The 25,001-nt window shown below is 61.5% G+C and carries 19 protein-coding genes; 10 read left to right on the forward strand and 9 right to left on the reverse strand.

The window, feature by feature from the left end; all coding sequences use genetic code 11:
* Complete coding sequence (locus ABNT42_RS14250; protein ID WP_348697986.1) at positions 1-1,392, reverse strand: amino acid permease; 1,392 nt, start codon at positions 1,390-1,392, stop codon at positions 1-3.
* 235 nt (positions 1,393-1,627) lie between these two features.
* On the opposite strand from ABNT42_RS14250, the gene ABNT42_RS14255 reads away from it, so the two are divergent.
* Both ABNT42_RS14255 and ABNT42_RS14260 read left to right on the forward strand, forming a co-directional pair.
* On the forward strand, positions 1,628-2,767 hold the full coding sequence (locus tag ABNT42_RS14255) for a glycerate kinase (RefSeq protein WP_348697987.1): 1,140 nt from the start codon (positions 1,628-1,630) through the stop codon (positions 2,765-2,767).
* A 50-nt stretch (positions 2,768-2,817) separates the two neighbouring features.
* Complete coding sequence (locus tag ABNT42_RS14260; RefSeq protein WP_348697988.1) at positions 2,818-5,895, forward strand: response regulator; 3,078 nt, start codon at positions 2,818-2,820, stop codon at positions 5,893-5,895.
* Here ABNT42_RS14260 and ABNT42_RS14265 read toward each other — a convergent pair.
* The 4 genes from ABNT42_RS14265 to ABNT42_RS14280 form a co-directional block, all read right to left on the reverse strand.
* Entirely contained in the window at positions 5,892-7,649 is a 1,758-nt protein-coding gene (locus ABNT42_RS14265) for a methyl-accepting chemotaxis protein (RefSeq protein WP_348697990.1), read from the reverse strand. The two genes, ABNT42_RS14260 and ABNT42_RS14265, sit on opposite strands and share 4 nt — an antisense overlap.
* Positions 7,650-7,796: 147 nt before the next feature.
* The gene (locus ABNT42_RS14270) at positions 7,797-9,005 is read right to left on the reverse strand and encodes a hypothetical protein (RefSeq protein ID WP_348697991.1); all 1,209 of its coding nucleotides are present in this window, start codon (positions 9,003-9,005) and stop codon (positions 7,797-7,799) included.
* Positions 9,002-10,363: an amino acid permease gene (locus tag ABNT42_RS14275; RefSeq protein ID WP_348697994.1), complete on the reverse strand. Its 1,362-nt coding sequence runs from the start codon at positions 10,361-10,363 to the stop codon at positions 9,002-9,004. The genes ABNT42_RS14270 and ABNT42_RS14275 overlap by 4 nt, the downstream gene beginning before the upstream one ends.
* Positions 10,364-10,429: 66 nt before the next feature.
* A complete protein-coding gene (locus ABNT42_RS14280; protein ID WP_348697996.1) occupies positions 10,430-10,855 on the reverse strand; it encodes a RidA family protein in 426 nt (141 codons plus the stop codon).
* Between the two features lie 285 nt (positions 10,856-11,140).
* Here ABNT42_RS14280 and ABNT42_RS14285 point away from each other — a divergent pair, with 285 nt between their 5' ends.
* Complete coding sequence (locus ABNT42_RS14285; RefSeq protein WP_348697998.1) at positions 11,141-12,346, forward strand: cyanophycinase; 1,206 nt, start codon at positions 11,141-11,143, stop codon at positions 12,344-12,346.
* A gap of 31 nt (positions 12,347-12,377) precedes the next feature.
* Here the strand turns inward: ABNT42_RS14285 and ABNT42_RS14290 are convergent, their stop codons facing one another.
* The 4 genes from ABNT42_RS14290 to ABNT42_RS14305 all read right to left on the reverse strand — a co-directional run bounded on the left by ABNT42_RS14290 (position 12,378) and on the right by ABNT42_RS14305 (position 18,033).
* On the reverse strand, positions 12,378-13,745 hold the full coding sequence (locus ABNT42_RS14290; RefSeq protein WP_348698000.1) for a wax ester/triacylglycerol synthase family O-acyltransferase: 1,368 nt from the start codon (positions 13,743-13,745) through the stop codon (positions 12,378-12,380).
* Positions 13,746-13,797: 52 nt separating this feature from the next.
* On the reverse strand, positions 13,798-15,366 hold the full coding sequence (locus tag ABNT42_RS14295; RefSeq protein ID WP_348698001.1) for a fatty acyl-CoA reductase: 1,569 nt from the start codon (positions 15,364-15,366) through the stop codon (positions 13,798-13,800).
* 200 nt (positions 15,367-15,566) lie between these two features.
* Positions 15,567-16,550: a 2-dehydropantoate 2-reductase gene (locus ABNT42_RS14300; protein WP_348698003.1), complete on the reverse strand. Its 984-nt coding sequence runs from the start codon at positions 16,548-16,550 to the stop codon at positions 15,567-15,569.
* Between the two features lie 130 nt (positions 16,551-16,680).
* On the reverse strand, positions 16,681-18,033 hold the full coding sequence (locus ABNT42_RS14305) for an MFS transporter (RefSeq protein ID WP_348698005.1): 1,353 nt from the start codon (positions 18,031-18,033) through the stop codon (positions 16,681-16,683).
* A 152-nt stretch (positions 18,034-18,185) separates the two neighbouring features.
* Here ABNT42_RS14305 and cyoA point away from each other — a divergent pair, with 152 nt between their 5' ends.
* From cyoA to ABNT42_RS14340, 7 genes are read left to right on the forward strand one after another with little or no spacing between them, the layout of a single operon-like run.
* Positions 18,186-19,199 carry a ubiquinol oxidase subunit II gene (gene cyoA / locus ABNT42_RS14310; RefSeq protein WP_348698007.1) on the forward strand — a complete coding sequence of 338 codons (1,014 nt, stop codon included), beginning with the start codon at positions 18,186-18,188 and terminating at the stop codon, positions 19,197-19,199.
* Between the two features lie 2 nt (positions 19,200-19,201).
* Positions 19,202-21,205, forward strand: a complete 2,004-nt coding sequence (gene cyoB / locus ABNT42_RS14315) for a cytochrome o ubiquinol oxidase subunit I (protein ID WP_348698009.1) — start codon at positions 19,202-19,204, stop codon at positions 21,203-21,205.
* Complete coding sequence (cyoC, locus tag ABNT42_RS14320) at positions 21,198-21,812, forward strand: cytochrome o ubiquinol oxidase subunit III (protein WP_348698010.1); 615 nt, start codon at positions 21,198-21,200, stop codon at positions 21,810-21,812. Before cyoB ends, cyoC begins: the two co-directional genes overlap by 8 nt.
* Positions 21,809-22,216: a cytochrome o ubiquinol oxidase subunit IV gene (cyoD, locus tag ABNT42_RS14325; RefSeq protein ID WP_348698012.1), complete on the forward strand. Its 408-nt coding sequence runs from the start codon at positions 21,809-21,811 to the stop codon at positions 22,214-22,216. The genes cyoC and cyoD overlap by 4 nt, the downstream gene beginning before the upstream one ends.
* Before the next feature lie 2 nt (positions 22,217-22,218).
* Entirely contained in the window at positions 22,219-23,076 is an 858-nt protein-coding gene (locus ABNT42_RS14330) for an SURF1 family protein (protein ID WP_348698117.1), read from the forward strand.
* A 16-nt stretch (positions 23,077-23,092) separates the two neighbouring features.
* Positions 23,093-24,472 carry an ATP-binding protein gene (locus ABNT42_RS14335; protein ID WP_348698014.1) on the forward strand — a complete coding sequence of 460 codons (1,380 nt, stop codon included), beginning with the start codon at positions 23,093-23,095 and terminating at the stop codon, positions 24,470-24,472.
* Positions 24,462-25,001: a response regulator transcription factor gene (locus ABNT42_RS14340; RefSeq protein WP_155436039.1), complete on the forward strand. Its 540-nt coding sequence runs from the start codon at positions 24,462-24,464 to the stop codon at positions 24,999-25,001. The genes ABNT42_RS14335 and ABNT42_RS14340 overlap by 11 nt, the downstream gene beginning before the upstream one ends.

The raw sequence follows: 25,001 nt of genomic DNA on the forward strand, positions 1-25,001 counted from the left end.
TTATTTGTTCAGCAGCGAGTGCTTGCGCGCATAGCCGAAGTAGACAGCCAGACCCAGCAGCAGCCAGATACCGAAAGCCACCCAGGTGAAGGCGCTCAGGTAGACCATCAGCATGACGCAGAAGGCCACGGCCAGCGCCGGTACCACGGGTACGCCCGGGCAGCGGAACGCACGCTTCAGGTCAGGGCGTTTTTTGCGCATGATGACCACAGCAATGGAAACCAGGCTGAAGGCCGCCAGCGTACCAATGTTGATCAGTTCGGTCAGCACGTTGAGTGGCACCACGGCAGCGATCAGGCCGAAGATGATGCCGACCAGCCAGGTGGCGAAGAACGGGGTTTTCAGGCGCGGGTGCACGGTGGACAGGCGCTTAGGCAGCAGGCCGTCGCGCGACATGGCGAAGATGATACGGGTCTGGCCGTAAGCCATCACCAGAATCACGGTGGTCATGCCCAGAATTGCACCCAGATCGACGAAGCCGGCGAACCAGTTCTCACCGGCGTGTTTGAGTGCCAGCGAGACGGGATGGTCGATGCCGAGGAATTGCTGGTAAGGCACGATGCCGGTCATGATGGCCGAGACGATCACATACAGCACGGTACAGGCGGCCAGCGAGCCGATGATGCCGATCGGCAGATCGCGCTCGGGGCGTTTGACTTCTTCCGCGGCCGAAGTCACCGCGTCGAAGCCGATGAAAGCGAAGAACACCAGCGCCGAAGCGGTCAGCATGCCGTGGTAGCCGAACGGCATGAACGGTTGCCAGTTGGCGGGTTCGACGTGACGGGCACCGACCAGAATGAACAGCAGTACCACGCCGACCTTGATGGCCACCATGATGTTGTTGAGGCGGGCCGATTCGCGTACGCCCCAGCCCAGCATGGCCGTCAGCACCAGCATGATGCACAGGGCAGGCAGGTTGATATAGGTGGTCACGCCCGGCATGGCACCCGGTGCGGCCGTCAGTTCGACGGGCAGGTGCAGGCCGAAACCGGCGATCAGCGACTGGAAGTAGCCCGACCAGCCGACCGATACGGCGGACGTGGCCAGACCGTATTCCAGCAACAGGTCCCAGCCTATCATCCACGCGGCCAGTTCGCCCAGCGTGGCATAGGTGTAGGTGTAGATGGAGCCCGCCACCGGTACGGTGGAGGCAAATTCCGCATAGCACAGGGCGGCGAAGCCACAGGCAATCGCGGCCACGATGAAGGACAGCGTCAGCGCGGGGCCAGCCGTGACGGCGCCCGTACCGGTCAGTACGAAGATGCCGGTGCCGACAATGGCGCCGATACCCATCAGGATGAGGTCGAACGGACCGAGAACTTTGGCCAGGCCGCTAGGCTTGCGGCTGTGGGCAATCATCTCGTCGAGATTCTTGGTGCGAAATAGGCTCATGTGACTCCAGTCTTTTTGTAATGGTTCCTTGCCCGTCGTGGCCTTGTGGGCATGGGCAACGGCAGATCATACAGCAGAAAAGCCGGCATGTAGGGAAGTGGCAGTCTTTACAACCATGATATATCGACCAGTGATGTTGCCTAACGTCGCAAGTACGCCACAGAACAGCTCCTTTTGGTAGGATAAGCGTTTTAACCGGAACCTCATGTGTCGCTCCCCAGCAACGCTAGCCCCCATGAAAATTGTTATTGCGCCTGATTCGTTCAAGGAAAGTCTGTCCGCTCTGGAGGTGGCCAGTGAAATCGAAGCCGGTTTCCGCCAGATCTATCCGCACGCCGAATACCTGAAGCTACCCATGGCCGATGGCGGCGAAGGCACTGTGCAGGCCCTGATCGATGCCAGTGGCGGCCAGCGCATAGTCTGCCGCGTGACGGGGCCGCTGGGTCAGCCCGTGCAAGCCTTCTACGGCCTGATGGGGGACGGCGTGACGGCGGTGATCGAAATGGCGGCCGCCAGCGGGCTGGAGCTGCTGGCGCCCCATCAGCGCGATGCACTGCATGCCAGCACCTATGGCACGGGCGAGCTGATATGCGCCGCGCTCGATGCCGGCGCGCGCCACTTCATCCTTGGCGTGGGCGGCAGCGCCACCAATGACGGCGGCGCTGGCATGCTGCAGGCGCTGGGCGCCCGTCTGCTCGATGATGGCGGCCGCGAGCTGGCGCGCGGTGGCGCTGCGCTAGCCCACTTGCAGCAGATCGAACTGGCTGGTTTCGATGCGCGGCTGGCCGACAGCCAGTTCCAGATTGCCTGCGATGTCGATAATCCGCTGGTGGGGCCGCATGGTGCTTCCGCTGTGTTCGGGCCGCAGAAGGGGGCGACGCCGGAGCAGGTGCAGCAGCTCGATGGGGCGCTACAGCAATACGCCAGCGTGATTGCGCGCCAGTTCGGCCAGCAGGTGGCCCACTTGGCGGGCGCCGGTGCCGGTGGCGGCATCGCTGCGGCCATGCTGGTGTTCTTGCGCGGCAGTCTGCGCCCCGGCAGCGAGATCGTGGCGCTGGCGGTGGGACTGCCAGCAGCCATTGCGGCGGCCGATCTGGTGCTGACGGGCGAAGGCCGCATCGATGCCCAGACTGTGCATGGCAAAACGCCGATCGGCGTGGCACGGCTGGCGCAGCAGTACGGCAAGCCGGTGATCGCCATCGGCGGCTGTCTCGGCAGCGGGGTGGAGCTGGTGTACCAGCACGGTATTGCAGCCAGTGTGGCGGCGGTCAGCCGTCCCTGCACGGTGGCCGAAGCGCTGGCGCAGGCCGGGCCGAATCTGCGGCTGGCCGCACGCAATGTGGCAGCGCTGCTGCGGCTGGGGCAGGGACTGTAGTGTGCGGCGGGCGCTTGTGCTAGAGTTGTCCAAACTTCAAGATATGGCCCATGATGAGTGACGCCGTAAAGCAACCCTTGCCGACCATACGGGCGCAGATCTATGCGCTAGTATGGGCCTGCGTGGTGCCGGCGCTGATCGGTCTGGCGCTGCTGGCGAATAACTTTTACGAACGCGAGCGCGACCAGATCCAGCTCGAATCGCTGATTACTGCGCGTGCGCTGGCGCAGGCGGTGGATCGCGATCTGAATACCGGCATCACCATGGCGCTGGCGCTGTCGCACGATACCAGCCTGGACCGCGGTGATCTGGCGGCGTTCTACCAGCTGGCCAGCAAGGCGTTGCGGCCGGAATTCCCCGGTTTTAATTTTGTTCTCAGCGATAGCCAGTCGGTCCAGCTGTTGAATACGGCGCGTCCGTTTGGTAACCGGCTGCCCGACCCGGGCAGTTTCGAGCGTATCAGCCAGGTGTTCCAGACGGGCCGGACGCTGATTTCCGATGTGTTCATCGGTGGTGCCCTGCAGCGCCCGCTGGTAGCGGTGCACGTACCGGTCGAGCGGGATGGCAAGGTATTGTATGTTCTGTCGGTGGCTTTTCTGCCTGAACGGCTAGGCAAGGTGCTGAGCGAGCAGCATCTGCCGCAAGGGCGGGTGGCGGGCATCTTTGATCGTCATGGCGTCATCGTGGCCCGTTCGCACCAGCCGGAAAAATTTGTCGGCCGCTATGGTTCACCGTCGCTACTGGCCGGAATGAGCGATAAGGGCGAAGCCGCCATCCGTACCACCACGCTGGAAGGCACGCCTGTGTATTCCATGTACAGCCATTCGCAGATGTCCGGTTGGGCGGTGGTCATCGGCGTGCCGCGCAGCACGGTACTGGCCGAGATGCTCGCTTCGATACGCTGGATCAGTCTGGGCGTCTTCGTGCTGCTGGCACTGGGTATCACGGGGGCATGGTATTTCGCCCGTCGTATCGAGCATTCCGTGCGGGCGCTGTCGGTAGCGGCCAGTGCCCTGGGCAAGAATGGCCAGTTGCAGCAGCTGGTGCTGAAGCCCCAGTTCCGCGAAGCTGATGAAGCGATACAGACGCTGCAGGCGGTGGAAGAGGAATTGCAGCATTACCGTCATCAGCTGGAAAGCGCGATCGAGGTACGCACCGCCGAGCTGCAGCAGGCGCGGCGCGCAGCCATCGACAAGGAGACCCGTACCCGTACCGTGATGGACAATGTGGGCGACGGCATCATCACCATGACGGCCGATGGCCGCATCGCATCCTTTAACCGTGCTGCCAGCAGCATCTTCGGGTACAGCGCGGAGGAGGTGGTGGGCCAGCCGCTGACCTGTCTGATGCCGGAACCCATGCGTGCAGCCCATGAGGCCGGTGTCGCGCGCTATCTGGCCGGCCATGTGCCGACGGTGGTGGGGCGTAACAATATCGAGCTGCAGGGTTTGCACAAGAGTGGCCATAGCTTCGTGCTGGAGCTCGCCATCCGCGCCCTGTTCGTGGAAGGCCAGCATCTGTTTGTGGGCATCGTGCGCGATGTGACGGAGCGTAAGCGGGCCGAGCGCGAACTGCGTCAGGCCATGGAGCAGGCACAGGTGGCCAGTGCCGCGAAGGATGTGTTTGTCGCCAATATGAGCCACGAATTGCGTACGCCCATGAATGCGGTGCTGGGCATGGCACATCTGCTGGCCAGCACAGGACTCCGTGCCGAGCAGAGCCGCTATCTGGACATGATCCGGGCCTCGGGCCAGTCGCTACTGGGCATCCTGAACGATATACTGGATTTCTCTAAAATGAGCGCAGGCAAGATCGAAGTCTATCCGGCGCCGTTCCAGCTGGACGATGTGCTGCATGCGCTGGCAGCCATCATGAGTGTCAATGCCGGCGAGCGCAATCTGGAACTGTGTTTGGGGGTCGCCCCCGAGGTGCCGCGCGCACTGATCGGTGACGCCCTGCGCTTGCAGCAGATTCTGGTCAATTTGACCGGCAATGCCATCAAGTTCACCGAGCAGGGGGAGGTGGCGGTGCTGATCGAACTGGCCGAGACGCTGGAAGCGGCCGTGCAGCTGCGCTTCACAGTACGCGATAGCGGCATCGGCATGACTGAGGAACAGCTGGCGCGCCTGTTCTCGCCTTTCGTGCAGGGCGACCTGTCTACCACCCGCCGCTTTGGCGGTACGGGGCTGGGCCTGACGATATCCAAGGGATTGATCGAACTGCTGGGGGGCGGGGTGTCGGTGCAGAGCAAGCCGGGTGCCGGCAGCACCTTCCAGTTTACGCTGCCGTTCCAGCTGGCGCCGCGGCCCGCCCCAGTGCGTTCGGTAGCGGCACGCCATCTATTGATCGTGGATGACAATGCCACCAGCCGTGCCTATCTCGCCATGACCCTGTCCACCTGGGGCTGGACCAGTATCTGTGTGGCCAGCGGTGCGGAAGCGCTGGCGCATCTGTGCAGCGGTATGCGTTTCGATGTGGTGCTGGTGGACTGGCAACTGCCGGATATGACGGGGCCGGCCCTGATCAGCGCGCTAAGGCAGGAGTTTGCCGTGCCGCTGATCTGCATGGTGAACGCCTACGGGCGCAGCAAGCTGACGCAGGAAATGAGCGCCGCTACGGCGCCGGAATTCCTCACCAAGCCGGTCACCGCCTCCAGCCTGTTCGACGCCGTGCAGACGGTGCTGGCACCGTCCGCGCCAGCGCCTGCCAGACCCAGTGTGCCCGAGGCACCGAGGCTGCTGGCCGGTGCCCGCCTGCTGCTGGCGGAAGATAATCTGATCAATCAGGCGGTGGCCAAAGGCATACTGGAACAGGCCGGGGCGCAGGTGACCGTGGCCAGCAATGGTGAAGAAGCGCTGGCTTTGCTGCGTGCCGGCCAGCAGTTCGATCTGGTGCTGATGGATGTGCAGATGCCGCTGATGGATGGCTACACGGCTACCCGCGCCATCCGTGGCGAACTACATTTGAGCCTGCCCGTGCTGGCCATGACGGCCGGTGTGATGGCCTCGGAGCGCGAGCAGTGTGTGGCGGCCGGCATGGATGACTTCATCGGCAAGCCGGTCGATGTCGAGCAGATGATCGCCACGATAGTGCGCCATCTGCCCGCGGACCGCAACAGCGCAGCCTAGAACTCTTCCCATTCATCCTCGGCCGGCTTGCTGGCGGGCCGGCCGGATCTGGCTGGCGCGCCGGCTGACGCAGTTGCCGCTTTGACGTCAGGGCGGGCTGCTGCTGTCTGCACCTTGGCCGGACGTGCCAGCGCTGGCCGACGCGGCGTGGCCGGTCTGGCGGGCGCCACTGCGGGCGCGCTGCGCGCAACGCCATGGCGCTGGCTGTCGCCCGCGATCTGGAACACGGCCACCATCTGTGCCAGATTATTGGCCTGCTCCTGCATGGCTTGCGAGGCGGCGGCGGCCTGCTCCACCAGCGCGGCATTCTGCTGGGTCACATTGTCCATCTCGGCCACGGCGTGATTGATCTGTTCGATGCCGACTTCCTGTTCGCGTCCGGCCTCACTGATTTCGCTGATGATGGCATTCACCCGGCCCACGCTGCTGACGATCTCGTGCATGGTAGTGCCGGTCTCGGCCACCAGCGCGCTGCCGCTGCCGACTTTTTCCACCGAGTCCGTGATGAGCGCCTTGATATCCTTGGCAGCGGCAGCCGAGCGCTGTGCCAGATTACGCACCTCGGTGGCCACCACGGCGAAGCCGCGCCCCTGTTCTCCGGCCCGCGCCGCTTCCACAGCAGCGTTGAGCGCCAGAATATTGGTCTGGAAAGCGATGCCGTCGATTACGCCGATGATGTCGGCAATCTTGTCGGAAGAAGCGGTAATCGAGCCCATGGTGTCGACCACGCGGCTAACCAGTTCGCCACCTTTGATGGCGATTTCCGAAGCCGAACTGGCCAGTGCGCTAGCCTGACGGGCATTTTCGGAATTCTGCCGTACGGTGGAAGTGAGTTCCTCCAGCGAGGAAGCGGTTTCTTCCAGACTGGCGGCTTGCTGTTCCGTGCGGCGCGACAGATCGAGGTTGCCAGCGGCAATTTCGCTGCTGGCCGTGGCGATGGCATCGCTGCCTTCGCGTACGCTGCGCACGGTGCCGGCCAGCCTGTCCTGCATATTTTTCAGCCCGACCATCATGGCGCCCATTTCATCGTCGCGACTCTGGTCGATCTGGTTGGATAGATTGCCCTGCGCCATAGCTTCGAAGTGGTTGCGGGTTTCGTCCAGCGGATGCATGACGGCACGCAGCAGCATCATGCCGGACACGCCGGCCAGACCGATACCGATGACGATGGCGGCAATCGACAGCATCATGCTGCGCGCATAGTCGGCCTGACTTTCCGCATAGTGCTTGCCGGTGACGTCCATCTGATAGGCCGTGATCTTTTCGTTGGCCTCCACGTAGAGCCGGAACAGGCGGGTGATTTCACCCAGCATCAGGCGGCGGATTTCATCCTGATTTTTTTCCGTCAGCGCCTTGATGGCAGGGTTCAGCCCTTCCTTGATCAGCGCCTGACGGTGCGCTTCGGCTTTGTCCGCCAGTTCTTTTTCGCCGGGGCCGAACGGCAGGGCAAGATAGGTCTTCCAGAACTTCTCGTTGCCGTCGATGAAACCCTGGGCTTTTTTCAGGGGATCCTGCGAGGCCGGATTATCGAGGTCCAGCGCTACCCGGTCGAGCGACAAGCGGGCTCTATCGAGCTGTATCTGTGATTCGTAGATGGCTTTCATGGAGACCATGGAATTACCGTACACATCTTTCAGAATCTCGTTGCTTTTTCGCAACTCAAAGATGCCGCGGGCGCCAAGGAACAGCATGAGCAGGGCTAGCAGGGCGATGGTTCCGATCAGGCGGGTACGGATGGTGAGGCGGTCTAACATAGAATTCTCCGTCGTGTATGGGGACAAACGCGCGACTGGCGTGGTTTCGGCCAGCGGCGCGCCTCTATGGCTTGCGTAGTACTACTTAGGCTAATGGAGTGGTTGTCAAAAGACAAGAACTGCTTGCCGGCTTTTTACGCTGGCTCGTCAGACCGTGCGGGGCAGGCGGGCAAGCTGGGCGGCGAGTGCGCTCAGATGATGCGGCCGTAGCATGCCGTAGTTATAGAACGCCAGCTGGCGTATGCCGAGCTGTGCCAGCTGATCGATGGCACTGGCTAGCTGGGTGCCATCGCCCAGATCGGGCGGGCCGGGACGCAGAATTGCTCGGATCTGTGCACTGTTACCGATACGGCGCACACAGTCCCAGGCATCGCTGGCGACGGAGGCGGCATCGGTTTCGTAGAACGGCACTTCGATCCAGTCGGCGCTGCGGGCAAGCGCCGCTAGATCCATGCCCTCCAGCCAGTTGCTGGCAGTGGGGCGCTGTACGGTGGCGATCACCGCCAGTTGCACCTGTGCTGGCAGGGCAGCGCGAATGGCCTCTACCAGCGCGCTGACACGGCGCTGGCGCAAACGCAGCCACGCCGCCAGATCGGGCATGGCCAGCAGATCGGCCTGTAGCCATGCCTGGGCCTGTGCCGCGGTGGCATCCACCGGCGCTTGCAGATACTGGTCGACGCTGCCAGCGATGCTGCTGCGCAGGCGGCCCATGTCGATGCCGTGCCGCTGTCCGGCCGCCATGCAGGCATCGCAGAAACAGAGACCCAGCATGCTGTCGAGCCAGACGTTGCTGCGTAGCTGGGCAAATTCGTGGTGATAGCCGTGCGCGTAGGGCAGCCAGCCCGGCGTCTCCAGTACCAGTGACTGGATGCCTTGTGCGCCGATGTCGCTGCTCAGCGCGACAGCATATTCGAACACGGCATCCTGCATCGGGCATAGGCTGTACACATAGCCATCACCAAACACATTGCGTGCCGTGTACTGCGGGTGCAGAGCACCTAGCCGGCTGTTATGCAGCAGCACCGTCCACGCGTGCACGGCCAGACCGCTATGTGCCACCAGATCGGGCAGCACGCGCCGCATGGCCGGATCGGAATGGGGTAGCGGCCGGAGTTCGCCGTAGCGTGACAGCTGCGGCTCGAAATACACCACACCGTCTTCGGGGAAGATCACACGTGGGGTCGCCCCCGCATGTGGCCTCAGGAATTTCCCTGCATGGTAGCTGACGGCCAGCGTGACGTCTTGCAGGCCCAGTTGCCGCAGGCGCGGCCCGTGGACAGTGACATCGGCCACATCCCACGGGTAGCAGTACAGGCTGGTGTAAGGCTTGCGGTCAGCCGCTGCCGTGCCGCTCAAGCCGCCTGCTCCGGCGCCGGCTTGCCGCGCAGGCGATAACCGAGCGCCAGCGCTCCCAGCCAGAACGGAATCAGATACACCGACAGCTGCAGATCGGGAGTGAGGAACATCACCACCAGTATGCCCAGCAGGAAGGCCAGACACAGGTAATTGGTGTAGGGCTGGGCCGGGCTGCGGAACTGGCTGGTCTGATTTGCGGCCTGCTTGGCGGCGCGGAAGCGCAGGTGTATCCAGCTAATCAGGGCCCAGTTGATGATCAGTGCCGACACCACCAGCCCCATTAGGAAGCCGAAAGCCTTGCCCGGCATCAGGTAGTTAATCAGGATGCAGATGCCGGTCGCCAGTGCGGAAACGCCCAGCGCCGCCACGGGCACGCCGCGCTGATTGACATTGAGCAGGGCGCGTGGCGCGTTGCCCTGACGGGCCAGACCGTACAGCATGCGGGTATTCGAATACACGCCGCTGTTGTAGACGGACAGGGCGGCGGTCAGCACCACCACGTTGAGTACATTGGCCACCAGATTGCTGTTGAGCGCATGGAAAATCAGCACGAACGGGCTGCCACCAGTCACCACCTTCTGCCACGGATACAGCGACAGCAGGATACCCAGTGCGCCGATGTAGAAAATCAGAATGCGGTAGATGGCCTGATTGGTGGCTTTGGGGATGCTGTGCGCGGGATTGTCGGCCTCGGCCGCCGTAATTCCGATCAGTTCCAGCCCGCCGAACGAGAACATGATGACAGCCATGGCCATCAGCATGCCGCTCACGCCGTTCGGGAAGAAGCCGCCGTGCTGCCACAGATTGGCCACGCTGGCCTGTTCGCCCGCGCCGCCCGTCGCCAGCAGATAGGCGCCGAAACCTATCATGCCGACGATGGCCACCACTTTGATGATGGCGAACCAGAACTCCATTTCACCGAACGCTTTGACGTTGGACAGGCTGATGGCGTTAATTATCAGGAAGAAGGCCAGTGCCGATGCCCATGTGGGGACGGATGGCCACCAGTACTGCACATAGATCCCGACGGCCGATAGTTCGGCCATGCTGACCAATACATACAGCACCCAGTAATTCCAGCCGGACATGAAACCGGCCCAGTGACCGCAGTATTTATCGGCAAAATAGCTGAAGGAACCGGCCACCGGCTCGTCAACCACCATTTCACCCAGCTGGCGCATGATGAGGAAGGCGATGATGCCGGCAATCGCATAACCGAGCAGGACGGATGGGCCGGCCATCTGTATGGTCTGGGCGATGCCGAGGAACAGACCGGTGCCGATCGCGCCGCCGAGGGCAATCAGCTGGATATGGCGGCTTTTCAGCCCGCGCCGGAGTTGGTTCTGCTGTGCTGCCATCACTGCCTCGGTTGTTGAGTAAAAAACACGATTCTATAGCAGAAATGGCCATCCGATAGGGCTGTTTTACAGCCGGCGTGGCAGGTAGGCAATACACTCGATTTCCACTTCGCCGCCCATGGCGAGCGCGCTGACGCCCATGGCGCTGCGCGCGGCTAGCCGCTCGGGCCGGAAGTAGCCCGTGTAGACGCGGTTGAAATCACCCCATTTACTCATATCGGTCAGCATCACCGTGCATTTGACGACGTCATCCATGCTCAGATTGTGCCCCTTGAGTATCGTGGCGATGTTATCCATGGCCTGTTTGCTCTGGGCTTCCAGACCTTTGGCCAGCCCTGAAGGGCCTATGCCCAGCTGACCGGAGATGAAGATGTAATCGCCGGCCCGTACGGCCAGTGAAAAGGGCAGACCGGGATCGGCACCCTTGTTATAGAACTGGGTCGATTGCGCCAGCGGTGCGCCCAGCAGGCAGACCAGCAGGCAGGCCAGCATAGCACTGCGTATCCATCCGCGCGCCGCGCCCCTAATAGCGCAGGAAACACCGGAATAATTCGTTGCAAGGCAGATTGATGGTTGCAAGACGGGCTCCTGTGAGTGGTCTTAACCGACAGTAAATTATAGGCAGCGCGCCATGGCGAAGTAAATCATTGCGCATGGCTGTGCAAAATAGCTCTGCCAGAATGTGGCAAATATCAGTATGCTGGAGGCTTTTTCGGGCGGCGCGACCGGTTTTTGCCGGTTTTTCTCCCTCGCAGGCGAATTTTACGAAGGTGGCGTATGAAGCAGTGGCTGGGCTGGCTAGTAGCGGGTTTGATCTGGTGCACACAGACTGTGGCGGCGGAAGCTGCGCCACAAGGGACGCTGGTGATCATTGGCGGCGCATTGCGCGCCGATAATGCCGTGGTGTGGCAGCGCATCGTGCAGCTATCCGGTGGTGCGGGTGCACGCATCGCCGTACTGCCCACGGCGGCCGGCAATCCCGAACGTTCGGGCCGGAATATCGCCAGCTATCTCAACCGCTATGGCGCGGCGGCCTTCGTGGTGCCCGTGGCGCCCAGCCTGAAGCAGCGCGATTACCGCGTCGATGCGGAAGATGTGCAACTGGCGCAGAGCATACGCGAAGCGGGTGGCGTGTACTTTGCCGGCGGCGACCAGAGCAAGATCACCCGCGCGCTGGTGCGACCAGACGGTAGTCGTACCGCCGTGCTGCAGGCAATCTGGGAACTGTACCAGCGTGGTGGCGTGATTGCCGGCACCAGTGCCGGCGCGGCCATCATGAGTAGCACCATGTATGGCGACACCCGCAGCGTCATCGATACCCTGACTAGCGGCGTCTATGATGGCAAGGAGCTAGAAGCGGGACTGGGCTTTATCGGCCAAGACGTGTTTGTTGATCAGCACTTGCTGGCGCGCGGACGCTTTGCCCGCATGCTGCCGGCCATGCTCAAAAAAGGCTACAAGCTGGGGCTGGGGATCGATGAAAACACCGCGCTGGTGGTGCACGCCCAGCGCGCGGTCGAGGTGATCGGCTATCAGGGCGCGCTGCTGCTGGATCTACGTCAGGCCGCAGTGGATACGGCCACGCCGCAGTTCAATCTGAGTAATGCGCGCATCAGCTATTACGACCGCGGCGACCGCTTTGAACTGCCGGACGGGCGCTATACCCCGTCGCCCGACAAGATCGATGGCAAGCTTGATCCGCTGCATCCGGCGAACCGCCAGCCCGTGTATTCCGCCGATATTCTTGGCCATAACGCCGTGCTGATCATGATGGAACGTCTGATAGACAACGTGCAGACGCAGGCCATCGGCATTGCCACGGCGGCACCGGGCGAACCGCATCCGGAACTGGGCTACGAATTCAAGTTCAGCCGCGATGCGCAAAGCGTAGGCTATGAATCGGCCAGCTCGGAAGCCTATACGGTGCTGAGGCTGCGACTCGACGTGCGGCCGCTGCAGATCAGCCAGCCGTGGTATCGCTAGCGGCTGATGCTGCAGCAAGCGCCGCAGCCCATCAGGAACCTGCCGCCAGCGCGCCGCCAGCCGCCAGATCGGTGCTGTTCTGCGGCGCTACCTCGCCCGCTGTGGCCAGCTGCAGCTCCTCGAACGCCTCATAGGTCAGGGCCATCAGCCGGTCGGGATCGGGCACCAGATCGGTGTCCACGAACAGCGCCAGCTGGATCTGGCCGGCGTAGGAAATGAACGCCAGCCCCACCCCCAGCTTGCCCGCCTGCGGCACCCAGCAGATCAGATCCGTCATGCGCGAACCGGCCAGATAGCGCCGGCTGCCCGGGCCTTCGATATTGGTCAGCACCACCGAGCCTTTGGAAGTGAATAGGTTCAGGGCAAAGTGCTGCAGCGCCGTCGGCAGGCAACCGGCAATCGACAGAAAAGCCATGGTGGCGCGCGGCTGGTGCGAGCGCTTGATGGCAGTCATGCGCGCGCTCGATTGCTGCAGGCGCAGGCGGGGATCATCCACATTGGTGGGCAGATCGACCGCCACCAGCCCGAACTCGTTACCAAGCTGGAAAGCGTTGGCTTTCTCGCGCAGGTTGAAAGTCACCGCGGCGCGCAAGGCACGGCCATCGGGGCGCTGACCGTGTTCATCCAGATACTTGCGCAGTGCGCCGGAAACCGCGGCCACCCACACATCGTTCAGCGTGACGCCCATGCGTTTGGACATGGCGCGTACCCGCTCCATCTCCAGCGGTGGCAGCCAGACTAGCTGCTTTTCGCCCGTCATCGGTGCCTTGAAACGGCTGTGCGCATCAGGCCACAGCACGGATAGCCGGCTGACGTGGAAAGCAATTTTCAGCCACGAGATGCCCCGTGCGACGGCCGAACAGACGGCATTGTGCGCCACCGTGGCACGGTGCGGATGGCCTACCGGCGAGGGGGTGCGGCCATGCAGACCATTGTCGTCGGTCAGGTGATTGAGCACGTGCACCAGACCCAGTCCATCGGTGATGCAGTGGTGTACGCGGAACACGATGGCGTGGCCGCCGTTGACGCGATCGAGCACCGTCATATGCCACATGGGGCGATCACGCTCCAGCGGCAGGTGGGCCAGACGGGTCATGTGGCTTTGCAGATCGGCACGGCTGACATCCTGCGCCATCTGTTCCAGCTTGATGTGGCGGCTAATGTCGAAGCTCTCGTCTTCCACCCAGTGCGGACGGCCGTTGCGCTGCTCGACCTTCTGGGTGAAACGGGGGTAGTTGGGCAGGCGCAGGGCGATGGTCGACACCAGCCGTTCCATGTCCACCGCGCCTTCGAACAGCAGGATACTGTTGATGACCATCAGATTGCGATCCGTGTCCATGCGATGCCATGCATAGTCGCGCCGGGTCATTGCCGCTGGGGCTGCGTTTGCTTTGCTCATGTGCTGCTGTCTCCTCCTGTGGCGCCGCATCTGTGGCGGCGTCCATCTGTTTTTATAACGGCGTTGCCGGTGCTGCCTGTTCGACTGCGTGCTGGGCAGTCTGCGCTGCCTCGGGTACTGCTGCCGCGGCGGCCTGCGCCTCGGCAGATTTCGGTGCGCGTGGCCGCAGTGCATAGCGGTTCAGCCCCGCCATGTGGATGCGGCACAGGTATTCCTGCCAGTCGATGCGGCTGGTATCGACATTGAAGCGGGCGCGGTCTTCGCTCACAAAGCGGCGTGCCAGCGCCATCAGCGAGCTGTTATGGAAGGTGTAGCGCGGCGCCGTGTAGAACGAGAACGTCAGCGCCAGAAGCTGGGTAGTGCGCAATGCTTCGAGTTTGGGGGATTCGCCCGCACCGAGCAGGCGGCGCACGCCACTCCAGCCCGTGGCCGCAAGACGCATGGCGCGCAGCAGCACCAGAAACACGGGGCGGCTGACGACGCGGAAATCATGCTTGGGCTGACGGTAGAACAGCCGTTCGTATTGCTGCCAGTTGCGCTGCGATTCGCCCTGTATCAGGTTGATCACGCCGCCCACCGTAATCGGCTTGGACGAACCCGTGCAAGACTGGTAGATGCGTGTGGCCGGTGCTTCCAGCATGGCTTCGGCAGCGCCCAGCAGCACGCTGTTGGCTACGATGTCGGCCGGTACGATGTCGACGATTTCATCGGCCTTGGCAGGGAAGAAGCTGGTCTTGCCGCGTGCGTAGGCGAGGATGATGGCATCGGCCACCTTGACGCCTTCGATCCAGCCCGGCACCGGTTCCTGCAGCGTGCTTTCGATGATGGACGGCCGCACGATAGTCAGCGAACGGCCGCGCATGGCGCGCATGGCCAGTTGCTCGCCCATCCATTTGGTAAAGGTATAGGTATCGTTCCAGCCGTGGTAATTGGCTTCGGCGATGCCCAGTTCCGTCAGGCGGCGCTCGAGTTCTTCGGGTACGCTGGTACTGGCGCGTACCTGCGCGATGCGGTGTTCCAGATGTTTCTGCAGCGCATACAGATCATAGTAGCCGTCGCCATGGCGCGGTATCGCTGCGCGGGCCGGCGTGACATTCTGCTCGCGCATGTCGCCCTGATTGTAGCCATTCACATAGCAGGTGGACACTTGCACCAGCGGCGCGTTATTGGCACGGGTCAGCTCGGCGATGTGTTCTACGCTGAGCGCGTTGATCGACAAGGCCTCGTCCAGGGCTTCGCGGAAGTTGACGCTGGCGGCCGCGTTAATCACCAGATCGACGCGCTGGGCCAGTGCATGGAATTCGGCCAGCGGCAAACCGAAGCTGGGGGCGGTCACTTCGCCCGTCACGCATTCGATGCGTTCGGCGAAGAATCCGGCCAGAAAAGCCGGATGTTCGGCGCGCAGGCGGTCGAAGATGGAAGAGGTGGCGATATCGCGCTCGAAGCGCTGGCGTGCATCGCTACCATTGGCGCCCGCACGGATCAGCAGATAGATACGGCCGATGTCGGGTACGCTGCGGATCAGCTTTTCCAGCACAACTTTGGCCAGAAAGCCGGTACTACCGGTGATCAGGACGCGCTTACCGGACAGCGCCGCGTGCACATTCAAGGCTGGCTTCATAGGGTTTCTCAGATACGGTATCAATACTGCAATGAACCGATCTTAGAGCGAAACCACTTTATTTCCGGATGCTACAGACTGGCTTGGGGAGCCAAACACATGGCTGGACGAGTCATGCGTCGCTAGACACAGGAGAAACTGGTGTGGCCGTGATGGCAACATTGAGGCATTTGCGCAACGTTGCCACCGGTGACGCCGGCTCAGGCTTGCGGATACAGGCCGTGTACCCGTCCGAACAAGCGCGTCAGACCCAGCACGGCATCGATAAAGGGCGTCGCTACGCCGACCCGCTGACCGATTTCGCGCACTGCCGCCACCAGCGCATCGAGTTCCAGCGTGCGGCCGGCGTTAGCATCCTGCAACATCGAGCTTTTGAACGCGCCCAGCTTGCGCGTGACCAGATGGCGCTGCTCGGGCGTTTCCGCGATCGGGCAACCGATCAGCGCACCGATCTGCTGGGCTTCGCGCATGGCGGCGCGGCAGAATTCCGCTACCAGCTGATCATCGAGGATGCGGTCAGCGGTTGCGCCTGTGATGGCTGAAACGGGATTGAGCGTCATATTGCCCCACAGCTTGTACCAGATATCCTGCCGGATATTCGGGCTGACGTTGACATCGAATCCGGCTCCGCGCAGCAACTGGCCGACCTGTTCGGCGCGTGGCGTGACACCACCGGCCGGCTCACCGATGATCAGGCCGTTGCCCATCTTGTGACTGACCAGACCCGCTTCTGGCGTAGATGTACTGGCATGTACTACGCAGCCCAGCACTTGAGAAGCGGGCAGGGCGGCGGCGATCACGCCACCGGCATCGACGCTTTCTAGCGGTGCCGTCCCCATGGCAGCATTGGCGGCGCCAAACCACCAAGGGACGCCGTTCATGGCCGGCAGGATCAGCGTCTCTGGCCCTATCATCGGGCCGATCTGCTGCGCTACGGCGGCTAGGGCTTGCCCCTTGACGGCGATAATCACCAAATCCTGCACGCCCAGTGCGGCCGCATCGTCGCTGGCGGAGCAGGGGGCTTGCAGCAGCTGCTCCCCGATTTGCAAGCGCCAGCCATGGTCGCGCAGGGCGGCCAGCGTGGCACCTCGTGCCAGAGCGCTGAGCTGGCACTGGCCAGCCTGTGCCAGCCGTGTACCGATAAAGCCGCCTATGGCGCCAGCGCCGACGATTGCTACTTTCATGGATATCTCCGCTGCATCAAAAAGGTGGCTATTTTGCCATGATTTCAATGTAAAAACGCCAGCGCCGGAAAATCCGGACGCTGGCGTCAGAAGTGGCGTATATATTTAGTTGTGCGTGTGCTGAAAACAGTTAGTTACGAATGTCGAGTGCGCGATTCAGGCTCAGTGCCGCCAGCGAGCAGACGGCGCCCGACAGCAGGTACAAACCGACATAGGCCAGACCGAACTGGGACGACACACCGAGCGCCACCAGCGGCGCGAAGCCTGCACCGACCAGCCATGCCAGATCGGAGGTGAAGGCCGCACCCGTGTAGCGGTAATGCGACGGGAAGTTGGCCGTCACGGCACCGGCAGCCTGACCGTAGGACAGACCCAGCAGCGCGAAGCCCAGCATGATGAAGGCGTTCTGACCCGCTTCGCCACCATCGAGCATCATCGGCACGAACACGCTGAACACGGCGATCAGCGAGGCCAGCGTACCGAGCGTACGGCGGCGGCCAATACGGTCGGCGATCACGCCGGAAGCCACCACGCCGATGGCCATCAGCACCACGCCCGTCATCTGGGTAGCGAGGAAGTCAGCCATGTTCCGCGGCGAATAGATGGTAATCCACGACAGCGGGAATACCGTCACGAGGTGGAACAGGGCGTAGCTGGCCAGCGCGGCGAGGGCGCCAATGATCAGGTTACGGCCTTGCGAGCGGGCCATTTCGATCACGCTGGTGGGCTGCAGTTCGCGTTCTTCCAGCAAATGGGTGTACTCATTGGTGGAAATCAGGCGCAGACGGGCAAACAGGGCCACCACGTTGATGGCAAACGCCACGTAGAAGGGATAGCGCCAGCCCCAGTCCATGAAGTCCAGATCGCTGAGGTTGCCGATCAGATACCAGAACAGTCCGGCCGCGAGGAAGAAGCCCACGGGAGCGCCCAGCTGGCCCAGCATGGCGTACCAGCCGCGTTTTTCTTCCGGCGCATTGAGCGCCAGCAGCGATGGCAGACCATCCCAGGAGCCGCCTAGCGCCAGACCTTGTCCAACCCGCAGGATAGACAGAATGATGATGGAATAGACCCCGATATCCGTGTAAGTTGGCAGGAATGCAATGCCGGCCGTGGTCGAGCCGAGTAGGAATAAAGCAACAGTCAGCTTGACTTCGCGCCCGTATCGGCGCTGGATCGCCATCGATATAACTGTGCCGATCGGCCTTGCAATGAAGGCAAAAGCAAATATAGTGAATGCGTACAACGTTCCTTCCAGCCTGCCATCAAACGGGAATAGCATGGATGGGAATACCAGCACTGAGGCAATGGCATAGACAAAGAAATCAAAGTACTCGGAAGCCCGGCCTATCACCACGCCGACGGCGATTTCACCCGGTGAAATTGCATGATCGTCTGTGTTGATCCGCCGTGCGTCTTCCGCACTTTGGTGTGGAGGAAAATCGGCAGCGATGCTGCCCCCATGAGGTGTATTCATGTTGGCCATAATCTTTGTCTCACTAGTTGTTTATTTTATAAGTGCTGCGCAACATCAAATTTTGGGTTGGTCACAGGGTAGGACAAAGTGTCCAATCCCAATAATTTGGTGTTGTGTGTACAGTGGCACGATCCTCCCACTCTGTACAGCACTTTTATCGCATGATACATAAACTCGCCCAACGCGGGCTGTTCGTTGCCGCACTTATTGCGCTTGCAGGATGCAATACAGTCGTCATGAATCCGTCCGGAGATATTGCCCAGCAACAAAGCCACCTGATCATGGTGTCTACTGCTCTGATGTTGCTGATTATCGTACCCGTCATCTTCCTGACCCTGTTGTTTGCGTGGCGTTACCGCAAAAACAACACTGCGGCCAAGTATGAGCCCGACTGGGATCACTCGACCCGTCTGGAACTGGTGATCTGGGGTGCGCCTCTGCTGATCATCATCGCGCTGGGTCTGCTGACCTGGATCAGCACCCACTTGCTGGACCCATACCGTCCGCTCACGCGTCTGGATGCCAATCGTCCGATTTCGGCTGCCGTCAAGCCGATGGAAGTGGAAGTGGTGGCGCTGGACTGGAAATGGCTGTTTATCTACCCTGAACAGGGCGTGGCGACCATCAATGAACTGTACGCACCGGTGGATGTGCCAGTACGCTTCAAGATCACTGCGACCGAAGTGATGAACTCGTTCTACATTCCTGCACTGGCCGGCCAGATCTACGCCATGCCGGGCATGGAAACCCAGCTGAACGCCGTGATCAACAAAGCTGGCGTGTATGAAGGCTTCTCCGCTAACTACAGCGGTGCCGGCTTCTCGCACATGCGCTTCAAGTTCTACGGTACCTCGCAAGCCGACTTCGATAAATGGGTAGACAGCACCCGCGCCAGCACCGAGACGCTGGACCGCGCTACCTACACGGAAGTGGCTAAGCCTAGCGAGCGCGAACCTGTACGCCGCTTCGGCAAGGTCGATGCCGACCTGTACGACGCCATCGTCAACCGCTGTGTCGACCGCAATGCCACCTGCATCCGCGAAATGGTTGCAGAAGATGAAGCCCGTGCTACCCGTGCTGCTACCAGTGTTTCGCTGGCCGCAGAACGCAGCGCCCGCCGCATCGCCCAGGCCAGCATCGACGAAGTTTGCATCACTCCTACCAAGAAGAACTGACCATGCAAGAAGAAATGACTCTGACCAAGCTGATCTTGGGCCGGCTGAGCTGGGACGCGATTCCGCTCCATGAGCCTATCCTGATCGGCACCTTCATCATGGTGGCGCTGGGCGCGATTGCCGTGCTCGGTGCTATCACCAAATTCAAACTGTGGGGCCCCCTGTGGCGCGACTGGATTACCTCCATCGACCACAAGAAGATCGGTATCATGTACATGATCTTCGGCCTGATCATGCTGCTGCGCGGCTTTGCCGACGCCGTCATGATGCGTGCCCAGCAGGTACTGTCGTTTGGCGACAGCGCCGGCTTCCTGCCACCGCACCACTACGACCAAGTGTTCACCGCCCACGGCGTGATCATGATTTTCTTCGTCGCGATGCCGCTGGTAACGGGCTTCATGAACTACGTGGTGCCGCTGCAGATCGGTGCGCGCGACGTGGCTTTCCCGTTCCTCAATAATTTCTCGTTCTGGATGTCCGTGTTCGGCGGCATGCTGACCATGGCTTCGCTGTTCGTCGGTGAATTCGCCCGTACCGGCTGGCTGGCCTATCCGCCACTGTCGGGCATACTGGCCAGCCCTGACGTGGGGGTGGACTACTACATCTGGTCGCTGCAGATTGCCGGGGTCGGCACGCTGCTGTCCGGCGTTAACCTGATCGTTACCATCGTCAAGATGCGCGCTCCGGGCATGAGCCTGATGAAAATGCCAGTGTTCACCTGGACCGCACTGTGCACCAACGTGCTGATCGTGGCTGCCTTCCCTGTGCTGACCGCTGTTCTGGGCATGCTGTCGATCGACCGTATGTTCGGCACCAACTTCTTCACCAACGACTTTGGCGGCAACGCCATGATGTATGTGAACCTGATCTGGATCTGGGGTCACCCTGAGGTCTACATTCTGGTTCTGCCAGTATTCGGTATCTTCTCGGAAGTGGTTTCCACCTTCTGCAGCAAGCGTCTGTTCGGCTACACCTCGATGGTATATGCCACCGTCGTGATCACCATCCTGTCGTATCTGGTATGGCTGCACCACTTCTTCACCATGGGTTCGGGCGCCAGCGTCAACTCGTTCTTCGGCATCACCACCATGATCATCTCGATCCCGACCGGTGCCAAGATCTTCAACTGGCTGTTCACCATGTATCACGGCCGTATCCGTTACGAGCTGCCTATGATGTGGACCGTGGCCTTCATGGTGACCTTCGTCATCGGCGGTATGACGGGCGTGCTGCTGGCGGTGCCACCTGCTGACTTCGTGCTGCACAACTCGCTGTTCCTGATCGCGCACTTCCACAACGTGATTATCGGTGGCGTGCTGTTCGGCCTGTTCGCCGGTATCAACTTCTGGTTCCCGAAAGCCTTCGGCTACAAGCTCGACGAATTCTGGGGCAAAGTATCGTTCTGGTGCTGGGTACCGGGCTTCTATCTGGCCTTCATGCCGCTGTACGTACTGGGCCTGATGGGCGTAACCCGTCGTATGAGCCACTTCGAAGATCCATCGCTGCGTATCTGGTTCATCATCGCTGCACTGGGCGCGGCCCTGATTGCCGTCGGTGTTGCTGCCATGCTGATCCAGTTCTTCGTGTCCTTCCTGCGTCGCAAGGAACTGCGCGATGTGACGGGCGACCCATGGGGCGGCCGTACGCTGGAATGGTCGACTTCGTCGCCACCGCCAGACTACAACTTCGCTTTCACGCCGCGCGTGTATGACAACGACGCCTGGGCTGACATGAAGAAGGCCGGCTACACCCGTCCGCTGAAAGACTTCCTGGCGATCCACATGCCGAAGAACACGGGTGCCGGTTTCATCATCTCGGCAATCAGCTTCGTGGTCGGCTTCTGCCTGATCTGGCAAATGTGGCTGCTGGCCGTAGTGTCCTTCGTGGCACTGGTGGTGGCTGTCATCGTTCACACCTTTAACTACAAGCGCGACTACTACATCCCTGCGGATCAAGTAATCCGTACGGAAGAAGCGCGCACCCGTCTGCTGGAGAGCCATGTCTAATACCACCGCTACCGACGTAAGCTCGCGCTTCTTCGTGCGCGAGCACCACCCAGAGAACGGCACGCTGCTGGGCTTCTGGCTGTACCTGATGAGCGACTGCCTGATCTTCGCCTGCCTGTTTGCGACCTATGCAGTACTGGGCCGTAACTACGCTGGCGGCCCATCGGGCGCCGAACTGTTCGACCTGCCACTGGTAGCGCTGAACACGTCGCTGCTGCTGCTGTCCTCGATCACCTATGGCTTTGCCATGCTGGAAATGCAGAAGAAAAATCTGCGTCTGGTACTGATCTGGCTGGCCGTCACCGGTCTGCTGGGTTGCGGCTTTATCTACCTCGAACTGTACGAGTTCGTGCACCTGATCCACGAAGGTGCCGGCCCGCAGCGTAGCGGTTTCCTGACGGCGTTCTTCGCGCTGGTCGGTACCCACGGTCTGCACGTGAGTTTCGGTATCGTCTGGCTGGTAACGCTGATGTTCCAGCTGAAGAAACACGGTCTGACGCCTGAAAACAACCGCCGCCTGATGTGCCTGTCGATGTTCTGGCACTTCCTGGACGTGGTCTGGATCGGCGTATTTACCTTTGTCTACCTGATGGGAGTTCTGCCATGAGCGATCACAAGCACGCACACGACCATGGCCACGGCCATGATGACCACGGCCACGGCCACGATCATCACGATAGCCACGACCACGGCAGCCTGGGCAGCTATGCTACCGGCTTCATTCTGTCGGTCATCCTGACGGCGATTCCGTTCTGGCTGGTGATGGGCAAGGTGTTCTCCAGCTCCAGCACGGCAGCCTTTGTGCTGCTGGCACTGGGCGCCGTGCAGATCGTCGTGCACATGGTCTACTTCCTGCACATGAACTCGAAGTCGGAAGGCGGCTGGAATATGCTGGCTCTGCTGTTCACGGTGATGATGGTTGTCATCGCCATGAGTGGTTCGATCTGGGTCATGTACCACCTGAACCACAACATGATGCCTGGCATGACCGAAGCCACGCACGCAATGTAATGATGGCTACGCAAAGTCCCGCGCCCCGGCGCAACCGGGCTTTGCGTGTTGTCCTGCTAGCGATTGCAAGCCTGCTCTGTGCAGGCTTTTTCGCTTTGGGCACCTGGCAAGTCTACCGGCTGCAATGGAAGCTGGAGCTGATCGAGCGGGTGAACCAGCGGGTCCACGCAGAGCCGGATTTCCCTCCGCCGCCCAGCCGCTGGGCGCAGATCACTGTTGCCAGTGACGAATACCGTCATGTACTACTGAACGGTGTGCTGCTGTATGAACTGACCAGCAAGGTGCAGGCCGTGACGGCACTGGGCAGCGGCTACTGGTTGATGACGCCACTGTGCCAGGTCGACGGCTCGGTGGTGCTGGTCAATCGTGGCTACGTCAGTGCCGAGGCGGCGCGCCAGTTGCCTGCACCGGCCCGTGCTGGCGCCGCTGCGTGCAAGGCGGCGACGGCGGCCGGCCCCGCCGTCAGTGTGACGGGACTGCTGCGCATCAGCGAAACCCGTGGCGGCTTCCTGCGCGCCAACGATGCGGCCGCGGGCCGCTGGTATTCGCGCGACGTATCGGCCATGGCGGCTGCGCTGGGTTTGAGTCAGAGCAGTGTGGCGCCGTATTTTGTCGATGCCGATGGGCCCGCAGGACAGCCACTGGCGCCCCTGCAGCACGGCAGCGACGCCGAAGCGCTACGTCCCTCGGACCGGCAGGGTGCGGGCAGTTCGCTCGAACATCCGGTGGGCGGGCTGACAGTAATTTCCTTCCCCAACAATCATTTGGTTTATGCTCTCACCTGGTACGGGCTGGCACTGATGGTGGCCGGTATCACATGGTGGATGTCGCGCGATGCGCGACGCTGGAATCGGGCTTAATGATGAGAAAGCGGGCATGGCACAACACAGGGCGCAGCAAACGGACAAATCCGCGCAATCCAGTCTAGCAGGCGAAGCTGCGGACACGACCGATGTGCAGGCTGCCAGCACCATCACGCACGCGGCCGGCCATCAGAATATGCAGCAGCTGATCCAGCTGCGCTGGATCGCCGTGGTGGGCCAGATCACCACGATTTCCATTGCATCGCTGGTGTACGAGGTGGCGCTGCCGATGGCGCTGATGCTCAATGTGCTGGCCTGCCTGATCGCTTTCAATATCGCCAGCACCTTGCGCTGGCAGGAAAATCAGGTGGTCTCGAACGGCGAGCTACTACTGGCTCTGCTAGTCGATGTGGCCAGCCTGACGGCCCAGCTCTATCTGAGCGGCGGCGCCACCAATCCCTTTGTGTTCCTGTATCTGCTGCAGGTGATTCTGGGCGCGGTGCTGCTCGAGCGCTGGTCGACATGGGTGATCGTGGGCGTCACAGGTGCCTGCATTGCCGGTCTGGCGCTGTTTTCCCAGCCCCTGTCGCTGCCACTTGATCACGCCAACGGTATCTCCAGCCTGTATGTGCAGGGCATGTTGCTGTGCTTCGTGCTCGATGCGGCGCTACTGGTGGTGTTCATTACCCGGATTACGGACAATGTACGCGCTAGCACGGCCAAGCTGGCCGATTTGCGCCAACGCGCAGCGGAGGAGGAACACATCATCCGCATGGGCTTGCTGGCTTCTGGCGCGGCGCACGAACTGGGCACGCCGCTGGCCACGCTGGCGGTGATACTGGGCGACTGGAAGCGTATGCCCGAGTTCAAGAACAATCCCGAACTGCTAGGCGATGTGGCCGAGATGCAGACCCAGCTCAAACGCTGCAAGAGCATCGTCAGCGGCATTCTGCTGTCGGCCGGCGAGGCGCGCGGCGAATCCTCTGCTGCCACCACCATCCGCACCTTCCTCGATGAAACGGTGGCCGAATGGCGCTATGGCCGCCCGGTGGTGCAGTTCATATTCGAACAGCGCATCGATCCCGATTTCCCCGTGGTGTCCGATTCCACTCTCAAGCAGATGCTGTGCAATGTGCTCGATAATGCGCTGGAGGCTTCGCCCCACTGGCTGCGGCTGGAGACATCGTGCGAGCAGGGCATGCTGGTGCTGCAGGTGACCGATGCGGGCCCCGGTTTCCCTGCCCAGATACTCGCGCAGTTCGGCAAGCCCTATAATTCGAGTAAGGGGCGCCCCGGCGGCGGTCTGGGCCTGTTCCTGGTAGTGAACGTGGCGCGTACGCTGGGCGGTGCGGTCAGTGCCCGCAATCTGCCGGAAGGCGGTGCTGTCGTGCGCCTGACGCTGCCGGTGTCGGCGATAGAAATCAAATCGGAAACGCAACAAAATGACTATTGAACAACGCGTACTGCTGCTGGTCGAAGACGACGCAGCGTTCGCCCGTACGCTGAGCCGCTCGTTCGAGCGGCGCGGCTACAAGGTGCTGCTGGCCGAGAATGTGGACGAAGCCAGCGCCGTGCTGGTCGAGCATAGCCCCGGCTATGCCGTGGTCGATCTCAAACTCAAAGGCAATTCTTCCGGTCTGGCCTGCGTGCAGATGCTGCATCAGCACGATGCCGCCATGCTGATCGTCGTACTGACAGGCTTTGCCAGTATTAATACGGCGGTGGAAGCGATCAAGCTGGGCGCCTGCCAGTATCTGGCCAAGCCCTCGAATACGGACGATATCGAAGCCGCGTTCGAGCATGTGGCCGGCGCTGCCGAACTGGAACTGACCAACCGCGCCACTTCCGTGAAGACGCTGGAGTGGGAGCATATCCACACCGTGCTGGCCGAGACGGATTTCAATATTTCGGAAGCGGCGCGCCGGCTAGGCATGCACCGGCGTACGCTGGCGCGCAAGCTAGAGAAGCAGCGCGTCAAATAG

Origin of the sequence: Duganella fentianensis (genome assembly GCF_964031615.1) — a bacterium.
In the GTDB taxonomy this organism is placed as follows: Bacteria; Pseudomonadota; Gammaproteobacteria; order Burkholderiales; family Burkholderiaceae_D; genus Rugamonas; species Rugamonas fentianensis_A.